Genomic DNA, 19,790 nt, shown 5'->3' on the forward strand with positions numbered 1-19,790 from the left:
CCAATTGGAGTGCCGTTTTTAAATTAATTATACAAATCAATGAGCTAAGCTTTCGTTAACTCTTTCACGTAATTCTTTACCTGGCTTAAAGTGAGGAACGTGCTTACCTTCCAATTTCACTGTTTCACCTGTTTTAGGATTACGTCCAACTCTAGGAGCACGATAATGCAAAGAGAAACTACCAAATCCGCGGATTTCGATACGCTCACCTTTTTGTAAAGTTTGCGCCATTTGCTCTAACATTTCTTTAATCGCCAACTCAACATCTTTAGCTGGAACTTGACGTGCTTTATCGGCTAGTCTTTCAATAAGTTCTGACTTTGTCATGTACAAACTCTCCATTAATAAAAAGCTACTACTACCGATAATAAACGCGCTAATTATTTTGTCAAAGTTATATACAAAATAATTAACGCATAGGTGACTAATTAATTAGTCGTTTTTCGCTTTATTGAACGCGTCAGCAAAGGCGTTACTGAAACCAACTTCTTCTTGTTGATTTACTTTATCTAACGCTTCTTTCTCATCTGCTTGGTCTTTTGCTTTAACAGATAAGTTAACTACGCGGTTCTTACGATCTACGCCCATGAACTTAGCTTCGATTTCAGTATCAACACTTGCTACTTCTGTAGCATCTTCGACACGGTCACGAGATAAATCAGCAACGCGGATATAACCTTCTACTTCTTCAGCCAATTTAACAGTAACACCTTTAGCATCAACAGCTGTAATTGTACCTACAACAATTGTACCTTTCTTAGTGTCAGTGATGTATTGGTTGAACGGGTCTTCTTCAATTTGTTTAACGCCAAGTGAAATACGCTCACGCTCAGGGTCAACTTGAAGAACAACAGCTGAGATTTCGTCACCTTTCTTATAATCACGAACAGCATCTTCGCCAGTCTTATTCCAAGAAATATCAGATAAGTGAACAAGACCATCTATGCCGCCATCAAGACCGATGAAGATACCGAAATCAGTGATAGATTTAATTTTACCACTAACTTTATCGCCTTTACTTTGTGCTTTAGCGAACTCTTCCCAAGGGTTAGGGATACATTGCTTAAGACCAAGAGAAATACGACGACGTTCTTCGTCAATTTCAAGAACCATAACTTCACAAACATCACCAAGGTTAACAACCTTAGATGGGTGGATGTTTTTGTTAGTCCAATCCATTTCTGAAACGTGAACTAGACCTTCAACACCGTCTTCGATTTCTACGAAACAACCGTAGTCAGTAAGGTTAGTTACAGCACCGCTTAATTTAGCGCCTTCAGGGTAACGGTTAGCGATTTCTTGCCAAGGATCGTTGCCCATTTGCTTCATACCAAGAGAAACACGTGACTTCTCTTTGTCGAATTTTAATACTTTAACGTTGATTTCATCACCAACATTTACGATTTCACTTGGGTGTTTAACACGTTTCCAAGCCATATCTGTGATGTGTAGAAGACCATCTACACCACCTAAGTCAACAAACGCACCGTAATCGGTAAGGTTCTTAACGATACCTTTAACTTCATGACCTTCTTCAAGGTTAGCAAGTAATGTATCACGCTCTGCACTGCTTTCTGCTTCGATAACAGCACGACGAGATACAACAACGTTATTACGCTTAGCATCAAGTTTGATAACTTTAAATTCTAATTCTTTACCTTCAAGGTGAGCTGTGTCACGTACTGGACGAACATCAACTAATGAACCTGGTAAGAAAGCACGCACAGTATTAACTTCAACTGTAAATCCGCCTTTAACTTTACCGTTAATCACACCAATGATGGTTTCTTTTTCAGTGTAAGCTTTTTCTAATTCAACCCAAGCTTCATGGCGTTTCGCTTTTTCGCGAGATAAGATTGTCTCACCGAAGCCGTCTTCTACTGCATCTAATGCAACGTCAATTTGATCACCAACAGCAACTTCTAGTTCACCGTCGTTGTTTCTAAATTGTTCTACAGGGATGGCACTTTCAGACTTAAGTCCAGCGTCTACAAGTACGATGTCTTTATCGATAGAAACGATAGTACCTTTAACGATAGAGCCAGGACGGGTTTCAAGTTCTTTTAAACTTTCTTCAAATAGATCAGCAAAATTTTCAATCATAGTGTTTTAATAAATTTCTTTTTGACATCCGCGTTACAATCCAGTCAGCGCGGGGTTGTTATTCATTACCAAATCATCCATAACTTGGCGGTTTTATACTTTTAAGCTATTTGTTAACTTGCAATTTCAGTTAGTTTCGCATTAACAAATAATTCAATCTTTTCAATAACTTGGTTTATATCCAACTCTGTTGAATCTAATACCAAAGCGTCTTTTGCAGGCACTAAAGGAGCAACTGTTCTATTTGCATCTCGCTCATCACGAGCCTTTATGTCGGCCAAAAGGCGCGGCATACTAACATCATGACCTTTATTTTTCAACTGCTTATAACGTCTATCAGCGCGTTCTTCTGCACTAGCCGTCAGGAAAATTTTTGCTTGGGCTTCAGGGAAAACAACTGTTCCCATATCTCTACCATCAGCAACTAACCCAGGCGTCTGTTTAAATGCTCTTTGTCTTCTTAGTAAGGCTTCTCTCACTCGGGGAAGTGAAGCGATTTGAGAAGCTACCGAGCCTACTTCTTCAGTGCGAATAATGTCACTGACATCTTCACCTTCAAGAATGATCCGTACACCTTTGTCCGTTGTTTCGAAATTTACATCTAAACCAGAAGCTAAAGGTAATAATCCAGCTTCATCTTCAGCAGGGATTTTGTGGTGGGTTGAAGCAATCGCTAATACACGATATATGCTTCCACTATCTAAAAAGTGCCACCCTAATTTTTTGGCTAATAATGTACTAGCCGTTCCTTTACCCGCTCCGCTTGGTCCATCTATGGTAATAACAGGTTCTATGTACATGCGCTCTCCTGAGCCAATGAAAATCGCGCGCAATTATACCCATACAATTTATATAAGCAATGACACTTGGGTTACAATTTATTAACTTATTGTTTCAATTGAAGACCTATTTACTTCCGGATACAAAAAAGGGGCTTTATGCCCCTTTATTACTGAATAAATAGCCTTATTGACAAATAGTTGCAAACCTATCGAAATAATCTGGAAAGGTTTTCGCAGTGCAACCTGGATCATTAATAGTAACCGGTGTATCACTCAAAGCCACCAAAGAAAAACACATGGCCACTCGATGATCGTTATAGGTATCGATTGCGGCATGTTTTAAATCAGTAGTTGGCGTAACACTAATAAAATCTTCACCTTCAATAACGGTTGCCCCAACTTTTCTGAGTTCAGTACTCATAGCGGCAAGCCTATCTGTTTCTTTTACTCGCCAATTATATATATTGCGAATAGTTGTTGTGCCTTCGGCGAATAACGCTGTTGTGGCGATTGTCATCGCGGCATCTGGAATGTGGTTCATGTCTAAATCAACTGCTTTTAACGGAGCGCCTTCTACCTGAATAAAAGTTTCTTCCCAGGTTACTTTTGCCCCCATTTTTTCTAACACTTCAGCAAATTTTATGTCACCTTGGATACTTGATTTACCGATCCCAGTCACTTTGACAACCCCACCTTTTATGGCTCCAGCGGCTAAAAAGTATGAAGCAGAAGACGCATCTCCTTCAACCATAAAGTGCCCTGGTGATTGGTATTGTTGCTTACCTTTGACCACAAACCTTTTATAGTTTTGATTTTCTATTTGAATACCAAATTTGGAGATCGTATCTAGGGTTATATCGATATAAGGCTTTGAAACCAATTCTCCACTAATGGTGATACTCGTGTCATTCGAAAATAAAGGAGCACTCATTAGTAATGCAGTTAAAAATTGACTAGACACACTGCCATCTACGGTTATTTCACCACCTTTAAGTTCTTGACCTTGAATCATTAAAGGAGGGTAATCTTCATTTTTTAAGTACTCAATTTGGCCGCCTGCTTGGCGTAATGAATCGACTAACGCGCCTATCGGGCGCTCTTCCATTCTCGGTTCACCGGTTAATTCAAATGAACCTTGGCTGCTTGCTAGTGCAGCGCATAAAGGACGCATTGCAGTACCCGCGTTACCTAAAAATAAGCTAACAGGTTCTGAAACGTTAAACGCGCCACCATTCCCGGTTACCCAACACTGAGTCTTACAGTCTGACAAACGATATTTCACACCAAGTTTTGCCAAAGCGTTTAACATATGGTGAATGTCTTCACTGTCCAATAAATTCGTTAAATGGGTTTCACCATTTGCAAGGGCTGCTAACAACAAAGCTCTATTTGATAAACTTTTAGAGCCCGGTACGTTTACCGTCCCTTCTATTTTATTAATGGGTGATAATAATAACTGTTCCATTAACCATTTCTCCTAGCGAAATCTCGCATAAATTTTGTCAGTGCTACTACGCCTTCTATGGGCATAGCATTATAAATGCTGGCACGCATGCCGCCTACAATTCGATGACCTTTAAGTGCCACCAAACCATTTTGTTCTGCTTCGGTCAAAAATTGAGTATCTAATTCTTTATCTTTGAGGTGAAAAGTGACATTCATTTTGGAACGATAATCAGGATGCACATTATTGGTATACAAGTCACACTCATCAATACACTGATACAATAATGCCGCTTTTTCATTGTTCTTTTTAGCAATAGCGGTTAATCCACCCTGCTCTTTTAACCACTTAAAAACCAGTCCGGCTAAATACCAAGAATAGGTTGGTGGTGTATTATACATTGAATCAAACTTATCGATGGTTTTGTAATGTAAAAATGTAGGCGTTTCAGGCATGGCGTAATCGAGTAAATCTTCTCTAACGATAACAACGGCTAATCCTGAGGGACCAATGTTCTTTTGTGCACCGGCATAAATAACACCAAACTTAGAAACATCTATTGGTTTTGATAAGATATTTGAAGACATATCAACAACTAAAGGGATCTCACCAGAATCTGGAACTTGGTTAATTTCAATTCCATCAACAGTTTCATTACTACAATAATGAAAATACGCACTTTTTGTGTCTAAATCATTAGGTGTTATTTCTGGCGCTGAAAGTAGTCCATCTTTTTCAACTGTATTACCAACAACCTTGGCCTGCAAAAACTTATTAGCTTCTTGTTGAGCTCCTTTTGACCAAGAACCAGTTAATAAAAACTCAGCACTTTCACCAAGCCCTTTTAAATTCATTGGAACAGAAGAAAACTGTCCTCTTCCCCCACCTTGAATAAACAACACTTTATAATTATCAGGAACAGACAATAAATCTCTAAGATCTTGTTCTGCTTCATTGGCAAGCGCAATATATTCCTTACAACGGTGGCTCAATTCCATCACAGAACGACCAGTACCCTGCCAATCAATAAACTCTGCTTGGGCTTGCTTCATTACATCTGCTGGTAACATAGCTGGACCAGCACAAAAATTAAAAATTTCTGACACTTTTTTCTCACCAAAAAAAACGAGTGGCTAGGCCACTCGTTATTAGAACAACTTATCGAGTATTAAGAACTAGAACTTAGCTAGTTTCCATACTTTTCAATAGAAAAAATATGACTCTCTTATTCGTCTTCGTTAGATTCAGAACTATCTGCTGGTGCTGCATCAACGGTGGGCTCTTCACCTTCAACAATCTCAGCATCAACTATCTCAAGTTCTTCGATTTCATCTATACGTTGAAGGCCAACAACATGCTCACCTTCAATAGTACGAATTAATCTTACACCTTGCGTGTTACGTCCAACAGTAGACACTTCCTCTACTCTTGTACGAACCAATGTGCCTTTATCACTGATCAGCATGATTTCATCACTGTCGTTAACCTGCACGGCTCCGACAACTTTACCATTACGCTCAGATACTTTAATAGACACAACACCTTGGGTAGCACGACTCTTAGCTGGATAATCTGCAACCGGAGTACGTTTACCGAATCCATTCTCTGTTGCCGTTAAGATAGCGCCGTCACCTTGAGGTACAATAAGCGATACCACTTTTTGACCTTCTTGCAGACGTATGCCTCGAACACCAGTAGCTGTTCTTCCCATTGGACGCAATGCTAATAATTCTTCACCGGTTTCCGGATCAAGTTTCACATTACCCGTTTCAGAATCACGTTGTTTCTCATTGAAACGAACAACTTTACCAGCATCAGAGAACAACATAATGTCGTCTTCACCATGGGTGATATCCACACCAATCAATTCATCTCCCTCATTTAAGTTAACAGCAATGATGCCGTTAGCTCTTGGGCGAGAGTATGAAGTTAATGCCGTCTTCTTAACCGTACCGTTAGCTGTTGCCATCAATACATATTTACCTTCTTCAAATTCTTGAATTGGTAAAATAGCGGTAATACGTTCATCTTCTTCGAGAGGTAAAATATTCACTATCGGTCTACCACGTGCATTTCTGCTAGCTAGTGGTAACTGGTAAACTTTCAACCAATACAGACGGCCTCTAGTAGAGAAGCACAAGATATGATCATGGGTATTAGCGACTAACAACTTCTCAATGAAATCTTCATCTTTCATCTTAGTAGCAGATTTACCACGGCCACCACGACGTTGAGATTCATAATCATTTAGTTTTTGATATTTAACGTAGCCTTCATGTGAAAGAGTAACCACAACATCTTCTTGTTCGATTAAATCTTCTATATCAATATCGTGAGAAGCAGCTGTAATTTCTGTACGACGTGCATCGCCATATTCATCACGTACTTTTTCTAACTCTTCACGAATAACTTCCATTAAACGTTCTGGGCTACTTAATATGTGTAATAACTCAGCAATGATTTCAAGTAGTTCTTTGTATTCTGCAAGAATCTTGTCATGTTCTAGGCCGGTTAATTTATTTAAACGTAAATCTAGAATTGCTTGAGCTTGTTGTTCAGTCAGGAAGTATTGTCCATCACGAATACCAAACTCTGGCGCTAACCAATCAGGACGAGCAGCGTCATTACCTGCACGTTCTAACATTTCAGCGACATCACCCAATGACCAACCCTGAGCAGTTAACGAAACTTTGGCTTCTGCTGGACTTTTAGAAGCTTTAATTAAGGCTATGATTGGATCAATATTGGCTAGTGCAATGGCAAGCCCTTCGAGAATATGCGCACGTTCACGAGCTTTTTTCAGTTCGAAAACAGTTCGTCTAGTAACAACTTCTCGTCTATGTAATACAAACGCTTTTAGAATATCGAGTAGATTAAAAATCTTCGGTTGAGTCTTGTCTAACGCCACCATGTTTATTCCGAACACAGTTTGCATTTGTGTTTGTGAATAAAGGTGATTTAACACGACCTCTGCTGATTCATTCCGTCTTACTTCAACAACAATACGCATGCCGTCTTTATCAGACTCGTCACGTAATGCAGATATACCTTCAATTTTTTTGTCTTTAACTAACTCGGCAATTTTTTCAATTAACCTAGCTTTGTTAACCTGATATGGAATTTCGTGCACGATAATGGTTTCTTTACCATTATCTTCAGTTTCGATTTCTGCACGAGCTCGCATATAAATTTTGCCACGCCCAGTACGATAGGCTTCTTCAATGCCTTTTCTTCCACTAATAAAAGCAGCGGTTGGAAAATCTGGCCCTGGTATATATTCAATCAACTCTTCAATTGATAACTCAGGGTTGTCTACTAATGCAATACAACCATTTACCACTTCAGTTAAATTATGAGGAGGGATATTAGTTGCCATACCAACGGCAATACCAGAAGAACCATTTACCAATAAGTTTGGTACTCGGGTTGGTAAGACTTCTGGAATATGTTCCGTACCATCGTAGTTAGGTACAAAGTTAACCGTTTCTTTTTCTAAATCGGCCAATAACTCATGGGAAATTTTCGCCATTCGAATTTCGGTATAACGCATGGCCGCTGCAGAATCTCCATCTACAGAACCAAAGTTACCCTGGCCATCTACCAACATGTAGCGTAAAGAAAATGGCTGAGCCATACGAACAATGGTGTCGTATACAGCTGAATCGCCATGAGGATGGTATTTACCAATTACATCCCCTACTACACGAGCAGACTTTTTATAAGGTTTATTAAAATCGTTTTTCAGTTCGTTCATGGCAAATAAAACGCGGCGATGTACCGGTTTTAGTCCATCTCTTACATCAGGCAGCGCCCTGCCAACAATCACACTCATCGCATAGTCGAGATAAGAGTTTTTTAGTTCTTCTTCAATATTAATAGGAAGAATTTCTTGGGCGTGATCAGTCATATACAGCCTTGTCCCTAGTCGTTATTATTAGAGTATGATTATAGGAAAACTTACATGGTTTCTTTCAAAGCTAGGACTTTAAAAGAATATTTAGTTTTACCCAATATTACCTTTATTTTCAACCGCTCAATACTATCACCTACAAAAATAAATAAATAGCGTATATCGCCCATATAGTGCTCAATAAACCAGCAGTTGAGCATATATGCTATTTATATAAGATAAGTTTTCGCTCTCAGGGGTTATTTTAGGCTGGATAGTAATAGAAGTTGCTGGCTATAATGAGCACACTATAAGAACAAAAAGAATATCTTCTATAACATGACCCAGTCTCAAAATGTTGATCACGCCGAAATACAAAAATTTTCTGAATTAGCTTCCAGATGGTGGGATCTAAATGGTGAATTTAAACCATTACATCAAATCAACCCTTTAAGAACTGATTATATTAATCAACATAGTCTGGGGTTAGAAGGCAAAAAGGTATTAGATGTGGGCTGTGGTGGCGGTATTTTAGCTGAGAGTATGGCTAAACACGGAGCAACTGTGACTGGCATTGACATGGGTGAAGCCCCACTTGAGATTGCCAAGTTACATGGTTTAGAATCTGGTTTATCTGTAGATTACCAACAAACAACAGCAGAAGAATTTGCCGAAAAACATGCAGGCCAATTTGACGTGGTGACATGTATGGAAATGTTAGAGCACGTGCCCGATCCAAGTTCAATCATTACAGCTTGTTATCAATTAGTTAAGCCAGGTGGCCATGTGTTTTTCTCCACATTAAATAGAAATATCAAATCTTATCTGATGGCTATTGTTGGAGCTGAGTACATCTTAGGCATAGTCCCTAAAGGAACCCACCAACACAGTAAGTTTATTAAACCCGCCGAATTAATGTCTTGGATTGATAACACCCCATTAAATATTAAAAGAATGATAGGTTTGCATTTAAATCCAATGACGCAAGAATATTATCTATCCCAACAAAATGTTGATGTAAATTACATAATACATTGCACAAACGGTGTTAAATAATGACTACGACGCCTAACGCAATGTTATTTGACTTAGATGGAACCTTGTTAGATACAGCGCCTGATTTGGGTAACGCCCTTAATCACATTTTGCGCTTGTATAAAATGCCTACGGTGACTTATCAGCAATATAGAAACATCGCCTCTGACGGTGCTAAAGGCCTATTAGAGTTAGGTTTTGGCGAAGAGTTAAAAGAATATGACTTTACTAAACTTCGTCAACAATTATTAGATTATTACGAACAAAATATATGTGTAGACACCTGTTATTTTGAAGGTATCGAAACTCTACTTAGTAATCTCAATAAACAAAATATTCCGTGGGGAATTGTCACTAACAAACCAGAATTTTTGACCCTAAAATTAGTTAAATATTTTCCTCTTTTAGAAAATTGTGCAGTGATTATATCTGGAGATTCATTGCCAAATAGAAAACCACACCCCGAGCCATTACTGCATGCCCAAAAGCTACTTAATATTGCAACACCGAACACTTGGTATATAGGTGACGCAGAACGAGATATACAAGCAGCCAATTCCGCAAATATGGTAAGTGTCGTTACATTAAATGGATACATAGATAAAAGCATTGATGTTGATATGTGGAACCCTGATATTAAAGTGTCTAGTGCAAGGGAGCTTTTATCAATTATGTGAACTAGTCTATTTATTAAACTAACAATAAAACACGACATCTTGTGTGTGATTTTTTTTCGACCCCCTATATATCCACATGTAATTAATAGCTCATTATTTAATTCAAAATAATTTAATAAAAAAAATAAGCTAAATTTTAACTTGCATTCCATTAAAACGAACTTAAAAAAGAGCTTTTAGGTGAGTCACCACTAACCTTTTATTTCACTCTGTTTAATCGAACAAATAACCACCACATATTGGGTTGCAATGTGATCGAAACCTCACTATCTTGTGTTAAGTTTACTTAAGCAGTCACAGATTAACTACTCGTGACTATAATTTTAAATTTATGGCTAAAAGTAAATAAATAACGACAAAAAACGGGTAAATAATACAACCTGTTATTCTCACGCTTAATAAAGCTATCTATACGGCTAAATAATAAAAGTAACGGCATAAAACATGAATAATAATTTATACGTCACCAAACGTACTGGCGAACGCGAAATCATTGATCTGGATAAAATTCATAAAGTGATTGAATGGGCTGCCAAAGGGTTAGATAACGTTTCTGTTTCTCAAGTTGAAATAAAAGCACATATTCAGTTTTATGACGGTATAAAAACCGCCGATATCCATGAAACTTTAATTCGTTCAGCAGCTGAATTAATTTCAACGGACTGCCCAGATTATCAATATTTAGCCGCTCGTTTAGCTATATTTCATTTACGTAAGAAAGCCTACGACAGATTTGAACCACCGGCTCTATATGATCATGTAAAGAAACTTGTTGATGCTGGCAAATACGATCAACATTTATTAGAAGACTATACCCAAGCCGAATTTGAAGAAATGAATGATTATTTAGATCATTGGCGAGATATGGATTTCAGCTATGCCGCAGTTAAACAACTAGAGGGTAAATACCTAGTTCAAAACCGAGTAACCGGGGAAATATACGAAAGCGCCCAGTTTTTGTATATTTTGGTGGCAGCGTGTCTTTTTGCTAACTACGAAAAAGACACCCGTATGGATTACATAAAACGTTTTTATGATGCCACGTCTAAATTTAAAATTTCGTTACCTACGCCAATAATGGCTGGTGTAAGGACCCCTACTCGCCAATTTAGTTCTTGTGTATTAATTGAATCAGGTGACAGTTTAGACTCAATTAATGCGACTTCTAGTGCCATCGTTAAATACGTAAGTCAAAGAGCTGGAATTGGTGTTAATGCTGGACGCATTCGAGCTTTAGGTAGCCCAATACGAGGCGGAGAAGCTTACCATACGGGTTGTATACCGTTTTATAAACACTTCCAAACGGCTGTTAAAAGCTGTTCTCAAGGTGGAGTACGAGGTGGTGCAGCTACCTTGTTCTATCCGTTATGGCATTTAGAAGTAGAGTCTCTCTTAGTATTAAAGAATAACCGTGGTGTAGAAGAAAACCGCGTTCGTCATTTAGATTACGGCGTACAATTTAATAAATTAATGTACACCCGTTTAATTAAAGATCAGCACATTACTTTGTTCAGCCCTTCAGACACCCCTGGTTTATATGACGCGTTTTTTGCAGACCAAGATGAGTTTGAGCGTTTGTATGAATTATACGAAAAAGATCACAGCATTCGTAAGAAACAAATTAAGGCTATTGAATTATTTAGTTTGTTTATGCAAGAGCGTGCCAGCACAGGTCGTATATACCTACAAAATGTGGATCACTGCAACACACATAGCCCGTTTAATCCCAAACTGGCACCGGTTCGTCAAAGCAACTTATGCCTTGAAATTGCCTTACCAACTAAACCTCTTACACATGTTAATGATGAAGAAGGTGAAATAGCTTTATGTACTTTGTCTGCATTTAACTTAGGTGCAATAGAAAGTGTTGATGAGTTTGCAGAATTATCTGACTTAGCGGTACGCGCTCTAGACAGCTTGTTAGATTATCAAGATTACCCAGTACCCGCGGCATATAATGCCACTATGGGAAGACGTACCCTTGGAATAGGTGTAATTAACTTTGCGTATTATTTAGCGAAAAATGGCGTTAAATACTCAGATGGCAGTGCTAATGGTTTAGTGCACAAAACATTTGAAGCCATGCAATACCATCTAATGAAAGCTTCATGTAATTTAGCCAAAGAAAAAGGCGCATGTCCTAAGTTTGACGAAACAACTTACTTCCAAGGTTTAATGCCAACCGATACTTACAAAAAAGACCTAGACAAAATATGTGATGAACCTTTGCACTGCGACTGGGATGCGTTGCGAGCAGATATCAAACAATATGGTTTACGTAACAGTACTTTGTCTGCATTAATGCCATCAGAAACCTCTTCACAAATATCTAATGCTACCAACGGAATTGAGCCGCCACGTGGTCATATTAGTGTCAAATCAAGTAAAGATGGTGTGTTAAAACAAGTTGTTCCTGAATACGAAAGACTTAAAAATCAATATGAATTGTTATGGGATTTACCTTCAAATGACGGTTACTTACAACTAGCTGGCATCATGCAAAAGTTTGTTGATCAAACTATTTCAGCTAACACAAGTTACGACCCTAATAAGTATGAAGGCGGCAAAGTGCCAATGAAACTTCTACTTAAAGATCTGCTAACAAGCTACAAACTTGGGGTGAAAACACTGTATTACCATAATACTCGAGACGGTGCAGATGACTCTTCTCAATTAGAGTTAACCGAATCTAAACAAAAATTCACTCCTAAAGAAGTGGTTATTGTAGAAGATGACGATTGCGCTGGCGGAGCTTGTAAAATCTAACTTACAAGTTATCAAAAGAATAACCAAGCCACTTAATATTAAGTGGCTTATTGGTAAATAATAAAAATAAAACGGCAAGTAGACTTAATGAAATACACCACTTTTAATCAAGTAAGTAATAATCCTTTATCTGAACCTATGTTTTTTGGTAACCCAGTAAACGTAGCCCGTTATGATCAACAAAAACATCAAATTTTTGAAAAGTTAATTGAAAAACAAATTTCATTTTTTTGGCGTCCAGAAGAAGTTGACGTCAGTAAAGACAGAGTCGATTTTCAAAAATTAAGCGATTCTGAAAAGCATATTTTTATTTCCAACTTAAAATATCAAACACTGCTGGATTCAATCCAAGGAAGAAGCCCTAACATCGCATTTTTACCGATTATTTCTATTCCAGAATTAGAAACCTGGGTTGAAACCTGGTCTTTCTACGAAACCATTCATTCACGTTCTTACACCCACATTTTACGTAATTTGTTTGGTGATCCGAGTAGCATTTTTGAAGACATCGTTGAAAATGAAGAAATCAAAAAGCGCGCTGCTGATATTTCTAAATATTATGATGACCTCATTTTTGCCACACAACTTTGGCAAACCCAAGGTGAAGGCGCACATACAGTTAACGGTAAAACGCACGAAATTACCTTACGTGAATTAAAGAAAAAGCTGTATTTATGTATGAACTCTGTCAACGCATTAGAAGCCATTCGTTTTTATGTCTCATTTGCCTGTACATTTGCGTTTGCAGAACGCGAACTTATGGAAGGCAACTCTAAGATTATTCGATTAATCGCTAGGGATGAGAACCTTCATTTAACCTCTACGCAGCACATACTTAATCTTTGGGCCAAAGGTAAAGACGACCCTGAGATGGCTGAAATAGCTAAAGAATGTAAAGAAGAAGCGACGAACATCTTTCTTAATGCAGTTGAGCAAGAAAAAGAATGGGCAGCGTTCTTATTTCAAGAAGGTTCAATGATTGGTTTAAACAAAGAAATTCTTTGTCAGTATGTTGAGTTTATAGCAAATCATAGAATGTCGGCTATTGGTTTAGGTCAACCTTTTGATGTGAAGAGTAATCCATTGCCATGGATGAATAACTACTTAAACTCTGACAATGTACAAGTTGCCCCTCAGGAATCTGAAATTAGCTCCTACCTTGTAGGCCAAATAGACTCAGAAGTCAGCGCTGACGACTTTGGTGACTTTGATCTCTAAGTTGATGATACAGACATCAAGTCAATGAACATAAAAACACATACAAAAAATGGCACCTTTCACGTGCCATTTTTTGATGGTGATTCAGTATTACAAAGTATTGAACGTCAAGACGTTGATGTACAATCCCATTGCAGAGATGGATTCTGCGGTGCGTGTAAATGTAAACTTAAATCAGGTCAAGTAGAGTACACGGTTGATCCACTAGCCTACATGGAAGATGACGAAATCCTTACTTGCTGTACTATCCCTGTTACCAATATTGAAATTGAGTTTGACTAACTCAACTCCCCAAATACCAACCCAACACCAACCCCAACCAAACCGCTCAACTCATTTATGTACCGCGACAACTCTAATTAAAACATCGGTGCTTGTTTTCTAATATGCTTGTAACGTATCGTTAACATGTCGATTAAAAACAAACATTCACAGCATTGTGGTGTTAGCTATTAATAATAAAAAAATTGGGAAACTATCAGATGGTTGCAAAAAATAACTATAAATCTGCGTTTGCATTTTTAACCATACTCTTTTTTATGTGGGGCTTTATTACCGTACTGGTTGATGCCTTAGTTCCTAGATTAAAAGATGTATTTGAATTAACTTACGGCCAATCAATCATGGTGCAATTTGCCTTTTTTGGAGCCTTCTTTTGTTTTGCTATTCCTTCAAGTTTTTTATTAGAAAAAATTGGGTATCAAAAGGGAATTGTGGTTGGTTTATGTATCATGGGTTTATCTTGCTTATTGTTCTATCCTGCCGCTAGCATCAGAGAGTTTTGGATTTTTATTACCGCCTTCTTTACTTTAGCCGCCGGCATAACCTTATTACAGGTTGCTGCAAACCCCTATGTAACACTTTTAGGAAATGAAGAGTCGGCTTCAAGTAGGTTGAATTTATCCCAAGCCTTTAATAGCTTTGGTACCTTGCTTGCTCCCGTTGCAGGCGCCCTATTCTTACTCAGTGATACAGTATTAGATGCTAAGAGCATTGAGCAATTAAGTGAAACCGCTCGCGTTGATTATTACGCGACAGAGGCGTTATCGGTACAGCAACCGTTTTTGATTATCGCAATGGTACTTTTTGCACTTGCAGCGATATTTGGTTTTAAATCATTACCTTCACTCATCAAAAAAGCCCCTAAAGATGGTTACTCACAATTGCTTAAACACAAAAAGTTTTTACTCGGCGTGTTGGGCATTTTCATGTATGTAGGTGCAGAGGTATCCATCGGAAGCTTCTTGGTTAACTATTTCCAGGAGTTACAGGTTATCGACGCTATTAAAAATGACGCTTTTCTAACCAACCTCTCATCATTTTTGTTGATAGGTAAAGATATCACCCAAGTAGACACTAACGCGGTATTAGGCTCATTTGTCACCTTATATTGGGGCGGCGCTATGGTAGGACGTTTTGTAGGTGCATTTCTAATGCGCTTTATGAGTAGTGGTAAACTATTAATGATTTTTGGTTTACTAGCCAGCACCATGATTGTTATTTCAGTTACATCAAGTGGCATTACTGCGATGTTTGCTATTCTGGCTGTGGGTTTGTTTAACTCCATCATGTTCCCTACTATCTTTAGTTTGGCTATTGATGGGTTAGATAACTTAAAAGCTCAGGCTTCAGGGCTGCTTGTTATGGCCATAGTAGGTGGGGCGTTTATTCCTAAGATAGTTGGCACTATAGCTGATGCGTTTGGAGCAGATGAAAGTGGAATGTCTGCAACTAGTGGCCTAGGCATTGCTTTCCTTAGCTTAATACTTTGCTACGGTTACATTGCTTACTTCGGTTCTACTAAAGCCAAAGATAGCGCCGTATCGGCCGCTTAAAAACAACAAACAGCTCGTGGTGGTGAATGATCACCACGAGTTAACTTTGCTAAGAAATCAATCTAGATCCTACAACTACTTTTTAAATTAGTCCTTTAACTTTACTTACCCCTTTACCAAAAGTTTACAAACCAATATCAGTCAAAATTTTAAGGTACTTTGCATCCTGTTTATATGCACTAAATCTTGGGTCACTCTTAGTAAAAATTAAGCAATTAGATTGGTAATCTACCGCTGTATCCAACAAATCATACATCTGTTGAGGTTGTTTCAATATTGCGTAAATAGCAGCAGTTTCATAAGGGCACATATATTCATCTTGCGCTTTTGCTTCTAGTATCAAGGCGTTTGCCTGCTCTACATTTCCTGCTGAGGCATGACTTTGAGCCAATAAAATAAGGGGTAATGGCGCCCTATTGCTCAACTCAACACCTTTACGAGCCAAAGTCAGGCTCTTATCCAAGGCGCCATTCATATAATAGGCAACAGACAACCCCATCATTGGGTAAGGATTATTGGGATGAAGCTTTACCTTTTCTATCCCCCACTCAATAGCACTATCCAGCTCATTGACCATCATTAATGCCCACAATCCCCAATCGGCTACTTCTTCGTTTAGTGGGTCAAGTGCGTTAGCTTTTTCTAGAGACTTTTTAAGGTTTGGTATGTCTCCAATGGCTGTATAATATAAAGTAAAACCTAACTCGGTTAACACTAATGTAGGATCTTGTTGTTGGGCTTTAGTTAACATGTCTAATGCTTCTTGCCATTGAAGAGCGTGTACATAGGCCAAACCCAACAAAGACATAACCTGTGCTGACTGAGGGTTTATTCTGAGTAAATCAGTCGCTGAACTAATCACCTTTGGAAGAATATCTTTAGGCTTGTCAAAGTAAGTCATGATAATTCTGTAGGCATTTGATTTAGCGATATATGGCTCTTCAAATGCGGGATCTAATTCAATCGCCTGCGAAAAATAATCGATTGCTTTTAATACAGACTGATAACTCATTAATGATAACTGATGACGACCTTCAACATATAAATCATAAGCCACAAGATTATTGGTAGGTACATGGTTTAACAATTGTTTTTCATCTTCCAACATAATAACTTGCAAAGATCGCGTCACTGACTTTGCCACTTGAGCTTGCAAATCAAAACGGTTAGTTGTGCTAACCTGCACGTCATAATCTTGATCCCACAACAAGGTACTGGTTTGGATATCTTCTAACTCTACTGTTATTCGAATATTGCCATCTGCACCTTCACTTACCACACCGTCCAACACATAATTTACATTAGGTAATTGTTGTTGAATATGACTTCTAATTTTATTGTTTTTAAAAGTGAAGGAAGATGGAGGCGCAATAGTTTTAACGCCAGACACTTTGCGTAATGCTTGAATTAACTCTCGAGTAACTTGGTCTGCAAAAGGTTCCCATGTCTCTGAATGATGACTAGATATAGAAAATGGAACGACCAAAATAGTAGACTGATCTGTTTTTGAATTAACCTTAACGGGTGCATCAGTACTGCCCCAATAGAAAATCGAAACAACTAGTACAAATACGGCACAAACAATCGCTAGCAACAACTTAACACCCATTAAGCGCGAGTTTATCCCAGCATTACTGACAGGCTCTGGTTGCCTATTCGATATATCGTTTTCACTCATATCAGCACTAGCTGTAGCTATATGACTTTTTTGTTCTGAAGTCGAGATTTGACTTACATTTGCTACGAATTGATAACCTCTAGAACGAATGGTTTTTATCACACATTGTAATTCTCCATTATCTCCTAATAACTTACGAGCCGTTTTAATATGATTACTTAAAGAGGTATCAGATACTTCTCTGCCTTGCCAAACTTGTTCAAACAATTCATCACGAGAAATCACCTGGTTTCGGTGTTCAATTAAATACACAATTAAATCGAACACTTTAGGCTCTACCGATAACAAGACATCATCCGTCCTGACTTCGAACTGGATCAAGTTAACTTCCGTATTGTTAAAACGATAAATCATTCATATTCCATTTAGTAACACGTCGTTATTGATAGTAAAAATGGCGTAAACCAGCGTAACATACAAACATTATTTAATTATTAGCTGATTATTTAAAACCTTTAATTTAACCAATCTGATACTTCTTGCAAGGCTTGAATAGGATCTTCATTCTTAGTCCAATACTCTAGTCCTATAAAACCATTAAAAGAGCTTTGTTGAATAGCAGCAAAAACCAACGGGAAATTCAATTCCCCACTTTGTAGTTCGTGTCTACCTGGATTACCAGCCGCATGAAAATGACCAATAAACTCAATGTTAGGCAAAATGTTATTAAGTACATTACCTTCACTAATTTGTTGATGATAGATATCAAATAAGACTTTAACCTTAGAGCTAGAGACTTTTTTTATTACATCAAATGCTTCTGAACTGCTTATTAAATAATAACCTTTATGATCCACCAGTTCATTTAAAGGCTCAACAACCAAAGTAATATTTTCAGCTTCTAAAATCTTTGCCGCAGCTTTTAACCCATCTATTAAAGACTGGCGCTGAACTTCTCTAGGCACTCCATCAATAAAGTCCCCTACTTGAGAAATTAACGTATCAATATTTAGCCTCTTAGCAACGGCAATAGACTCTCTTAGACCCTGTAAATAATCTTCTCGTAAACTCGGTTCAACTAGACTAATAAATTTTGTGCAGCAACATGAAATAGATAAATTGTATTTATTTACAGCACTTTGTAGGGCAACTAAATCCTTATCCCACCAAGACCAAAACTCAATGGTTGATATGTTGGCATCAGCGGTTTTTCGACACGCATCTTCAAGGGATAGATCTCCGAAAACTGCATCAATACAAAGTGAAGGAGATAAATTATTTGGCATTAGTAAGTTCACATATAAAAAGTTGAATTTTATTATAAAGCAGCGAAGTAAATGATAGAAATGTTTATGTTAAGTAACGAACAAATTTATAAGTGAACTAAAGTTAATTTCTCCTTATACATGCACTAATATCGACGCCTGATCTTTCTTGGTCATTTTACTTACTACCAGCATAAACGAATTATCTATCATGCGCTCTATTTCACCTTGGGGAATTGAGCCGTCTAAGATTACTGTGTTCCAATGGACCTTGCTCATATGGTAACCAGGAATGACCGCAGAAAAGATATCTCTCAACATAATGGCTTCTTGAGGATCACATTTTAGATTCATCCACCAGTCTTGTTGCCCTTTGCCGTCTCCATTTCCCATTTTACCGATAGCCAAAGTAGCAAACATTTTACCTTTTACCTTATATACCGCTACGCCTTCGCCAAAAGGAAAGGATTCAGTAGTATGAGGTTTATTTAAGATATACGACTTGGCTGTTAATTCATCCATAATACTCAAAACTTAAAAGGTCACTGTGCAGTGACCTTTGTTATTTGTTTATTTAAGTAAATCCAATACATTCACCAAGTCAGTCTTACCATTTATTATTTCATCAGGCGTAAGACCTGATATTTCATGAGGAAACACCAACCATTCATCGCTTTCATGCACATAATAATCAGGTACAAAATCCGTTTTGTTATTTTGAGGCTTATAATAGGGACAGGCTACACGTACATCTTTAGGCATATTGGCACGAGACAACTTATTCAATTGTTTGATTAAAGCTTCAACACTTCGACCAGAATCAAATACGTCATCAACAATCAATAAGCTATCTTCAGCATTGGCGTTTTCAATTACATAATGTAAACCATGTACTTTAATAGTTTTAGCTTGTTGGTTAATACCGTAATATGAAGACGTACGAACGGCAATGTGATCTGTATCAACTTTTTTAAAGTCAAAATACTCTTGTACTGCAATACCAATAGGTGCCCCACCTCGCCAGATCCCAATGATAAACTGAGGACGAAATCCACTTTCGTATACTTGAGCTGCTACTCTAAAAGAGTCTTCAAGTAACTGTTGAGCGGTGATAAATGTTTTTTCCATCGAACTTAAACCTTAAAATAATACAGTAAA

Annotated in this window: 16 protein-coding genes; 6 read left to right on the forward strand and 10 right to left on the reverse strand. The window is 37.9% G+C overall.

Annotated features, from left to right (window positions below; all coding sequences use genetic code 11):
• Positions 1-36 precede the first annotated feature (36 nt).
• From ihfB to gyrA, 6 genes are all read right to left on the reverse strand, one after another.
• Complete coding sequence (gene ihfB / locus ACSHXM_RS06360; RefSeq protein WP_435687904.1) at positions 37-327, reverse strand: integration host factor subunit beta; 291 nt, start codon at positions 325-327, stop codon at positions 37-39.
• A gap of 105 nt (positions 328-432) precedes the next feature.
• Positions 433-2,103, reverse strand: coding sequence for a 30S ribosomal protein S1 (rpsA, locus tag ACSHXM_RS06365; RefSeq protein WP_435687905.1), 1,671 nt, complete (start codon positions 2,101-2,103; stop codon positions 433-435).
• Between the two features lie 113 nt (positions 2,104-2,216).
• Entirely contained in the window at positions 2,217-2,903 is a 687-nt protein-coding gene (gene cmk, locus ACSHXM_RS06370; RefSeq protein ID WP_435687906.1) for a (d)CMP kinase, read from the reverse strand.
• 166 nt (positions 2,904-3,069) lie between these two features.
• A complete protein-coding gene (aroA, locus tag ACSHXM_RS06375; RefSeq protein WP_435687907.1) occupies positions 3,070-4,350 on the reverse strand; it encodes a 3-phosphoshikimate 1-carboxyvinyltransferase in 1,281 nt (426 codons plus the stop codon).
• Entirely contained in the window at positions 4,350-5,435 is a 1,086-nt protein-coding gene (gene serC, locus ACSHXM_RS06380; RefSeq protein WP_435687908.1) for a 3-phosphoserine/phosphohydroxythreonine transaminase, read from the reverse strand. The genes aroA and serC overlap by 1 nt, the downstream gene beginning before the upstream one ends.
• A 119-nt stretch (positions 5,436-5,554) precedes the next feature.
• Positions 5,555-8,236, reverse strand: coding sequence for a DNA topoisomerase (ATP-hydrolyzing) subunit A (gyrA, locus tag ACSHXM_RS06385; protein WP_435687909.1), 2,682 nt, complete (start codon positions 8,234-8,236; stop codon positions 5,555-5,557).
• A gap of 321 nt (positions 8,237-8,557) precedes the next feature.
• Here gyrA and ubiG point away from each other — a divergent pair, with 321 nt between their 5' ends.
• The 6 genes from ubiG to ACSHXM_RS06415 all read left to right on the forward strand — a co-directional run bounded on the left by ubiG (position 8,558) and on the right by ACSHXM_RS06415 (position 15,749).
• Positions 8,558-9,274 (forward strand): bifunctional 2-polyprenyl-6-hydroxyphenol methylase/3-demethylubiquinol 3-O-methyltransferase UbiG, encoded by a 717-nt coding sequence (gene ubiG, locus ACSHXM_RS06390; RefSeq protein WP_435687910.1) that lies wholly within the window; start codon positions 8,558-8,560, stop codon positions 9,272-9,274.
• Entirely contained in the window at positions 9,274-9,930 is a 657-nt protein-coding gene (locus ACSHXM_RS06395) for an HAD-IA family hydrolase (protein ID WP_435687911.1), read from the forward strand. Before ubiG ends, ACSHXM_RS06395 begins: the two co-directional genes overlap by 1 nt.
• Before the next feature lie 444 nt (positions 9,931-10,374).
• Positions 10,375-12,696 carry a class 1a ribonucleoside-diphosphate reductase subunit alpha gene (gene nrdA / locus ACSHXM_RS06400; RefSeq protein ID WP_435687912.1) on the forward strand — a complete coding sequence of 774 codons (2,322 nt, stop codon included), beginning with the start codon at positions 10,375-10,377 and terminating at the stop codon, positions 12,694-12,696.
• Between the two features lie 87 nt (positions 12,697-12,783).
• Positions 12,784-13,914: a class Ia ribonucleoside-diphosphate reductase subunit beta gene (gene nrdB, locus ACSHXM_RS06405; RefSeq protein WP_435687913.1), complete on the forward strand. Its 1,131-nt coding sequence runs from the start codon at positions 12,784-12,786 to the stop codon at positions 13,912-13,914.
• Positions 13,915-13,938: 24 nt separating this feature from the next.
• Positions 13,939-14,196 (forward strand): class I ribonucleotide reductase maintenance protein YfaE, encoded by a 258-nt coding sequence (yfaE, locus tag ACSHXM_RS06410; RefSeq protein WP_435687914.1) that lies wholly within the window; start codon positions 13,939-13,941, stop codon positions 14,194-14,196.
• A 200-nt stretch (positions 14,197-14,396) separates the two neighbouring features.
• The gene (locus tag ACSHXM_RS06415; RefSeq protein ID WP_435687915.1) at positions 14,397-15,749 is read left to right on the forward strand and encodes a sugar MFS transporter; all 1,353 of its coding nucleotides are present in this window, start codon (positions 14,397-14,399) and stop codon (positions 15,747-15,749) included.
• A 124-nt stretch (positions 15,750-15,873) separates the two neighbouring features.
• On the opposite strand, the gene ACSHXM_RS06420 is transcribed toward ACSHXM_RS06415, so the two are convergent.
• From ACSHXM_RS06420 to ACSHXM_RS06435, 4 genes are all read right to left on the reverse strand, one after another.
• On the reverse strand, positions 15,874-17,781 hold the full coding sequence (locus ACSHXM_RS06420) for a winged helix-turn-helix domain-containing protein (protein WP_435687916.1): 1,908 nt from the start codon (positions 17,779-17,781) through the stop codon (positions 15,874-15,876).
• A 101-nt stretch (positions 17,782-17,882) separates the two neighbouring features.
• Positions 17,883-18,653 carry a TIM barrel protein gene (locus ACSHXM_RS06425; protein ID WP_435687917.1) on the reverse strand — a complete coding sequence of 257 codons (771 nt, stop codon included), beginning with the start codon at positions 18,651-18,653 and terminating at the stop codon, positions 17,883-17,885.
• Between the two features lie 114 nt (positions 18,654-18,767).
• Positions 18,768-19,154 (reverse strand): MmcQ/YjbR family DNA-binding protein, encoded by a 387-nt coding sequence (locus ACSHXM_RS06430; RefSeq protein ID WP_435687918.1) that lies wholly within the window; start codon positions 19,152-19,154, stop codon positions 18,768-18,770.
• A gap of 48 nt (positions 19,155-19,202) precedes the next feature.
• Positions 19,203-19,760: a phosphoribosyltransferase gene (locus ACSHXM_RS06435; RefSeq protein ID WP_435687919.1), complete on the reverse strand. Its 558-nt coding sequence runs from the start codon at positions 19,758-19,760 to the stop codon at positions 19,203-19,205.
• Between the last annotated feature and the right edge of the window lie 30 nt (positions 19,761-19,790).

The sequence above is a fragment of the Paraglaciecola sp. genome (assembly GCF_051252315.1).
Taxonomy (GTDB): Bacteria; Pseudomonadota; Gammaproteobacteria; order Enterobacterales; family Alteromonadaceae; genus Paraglaciecola.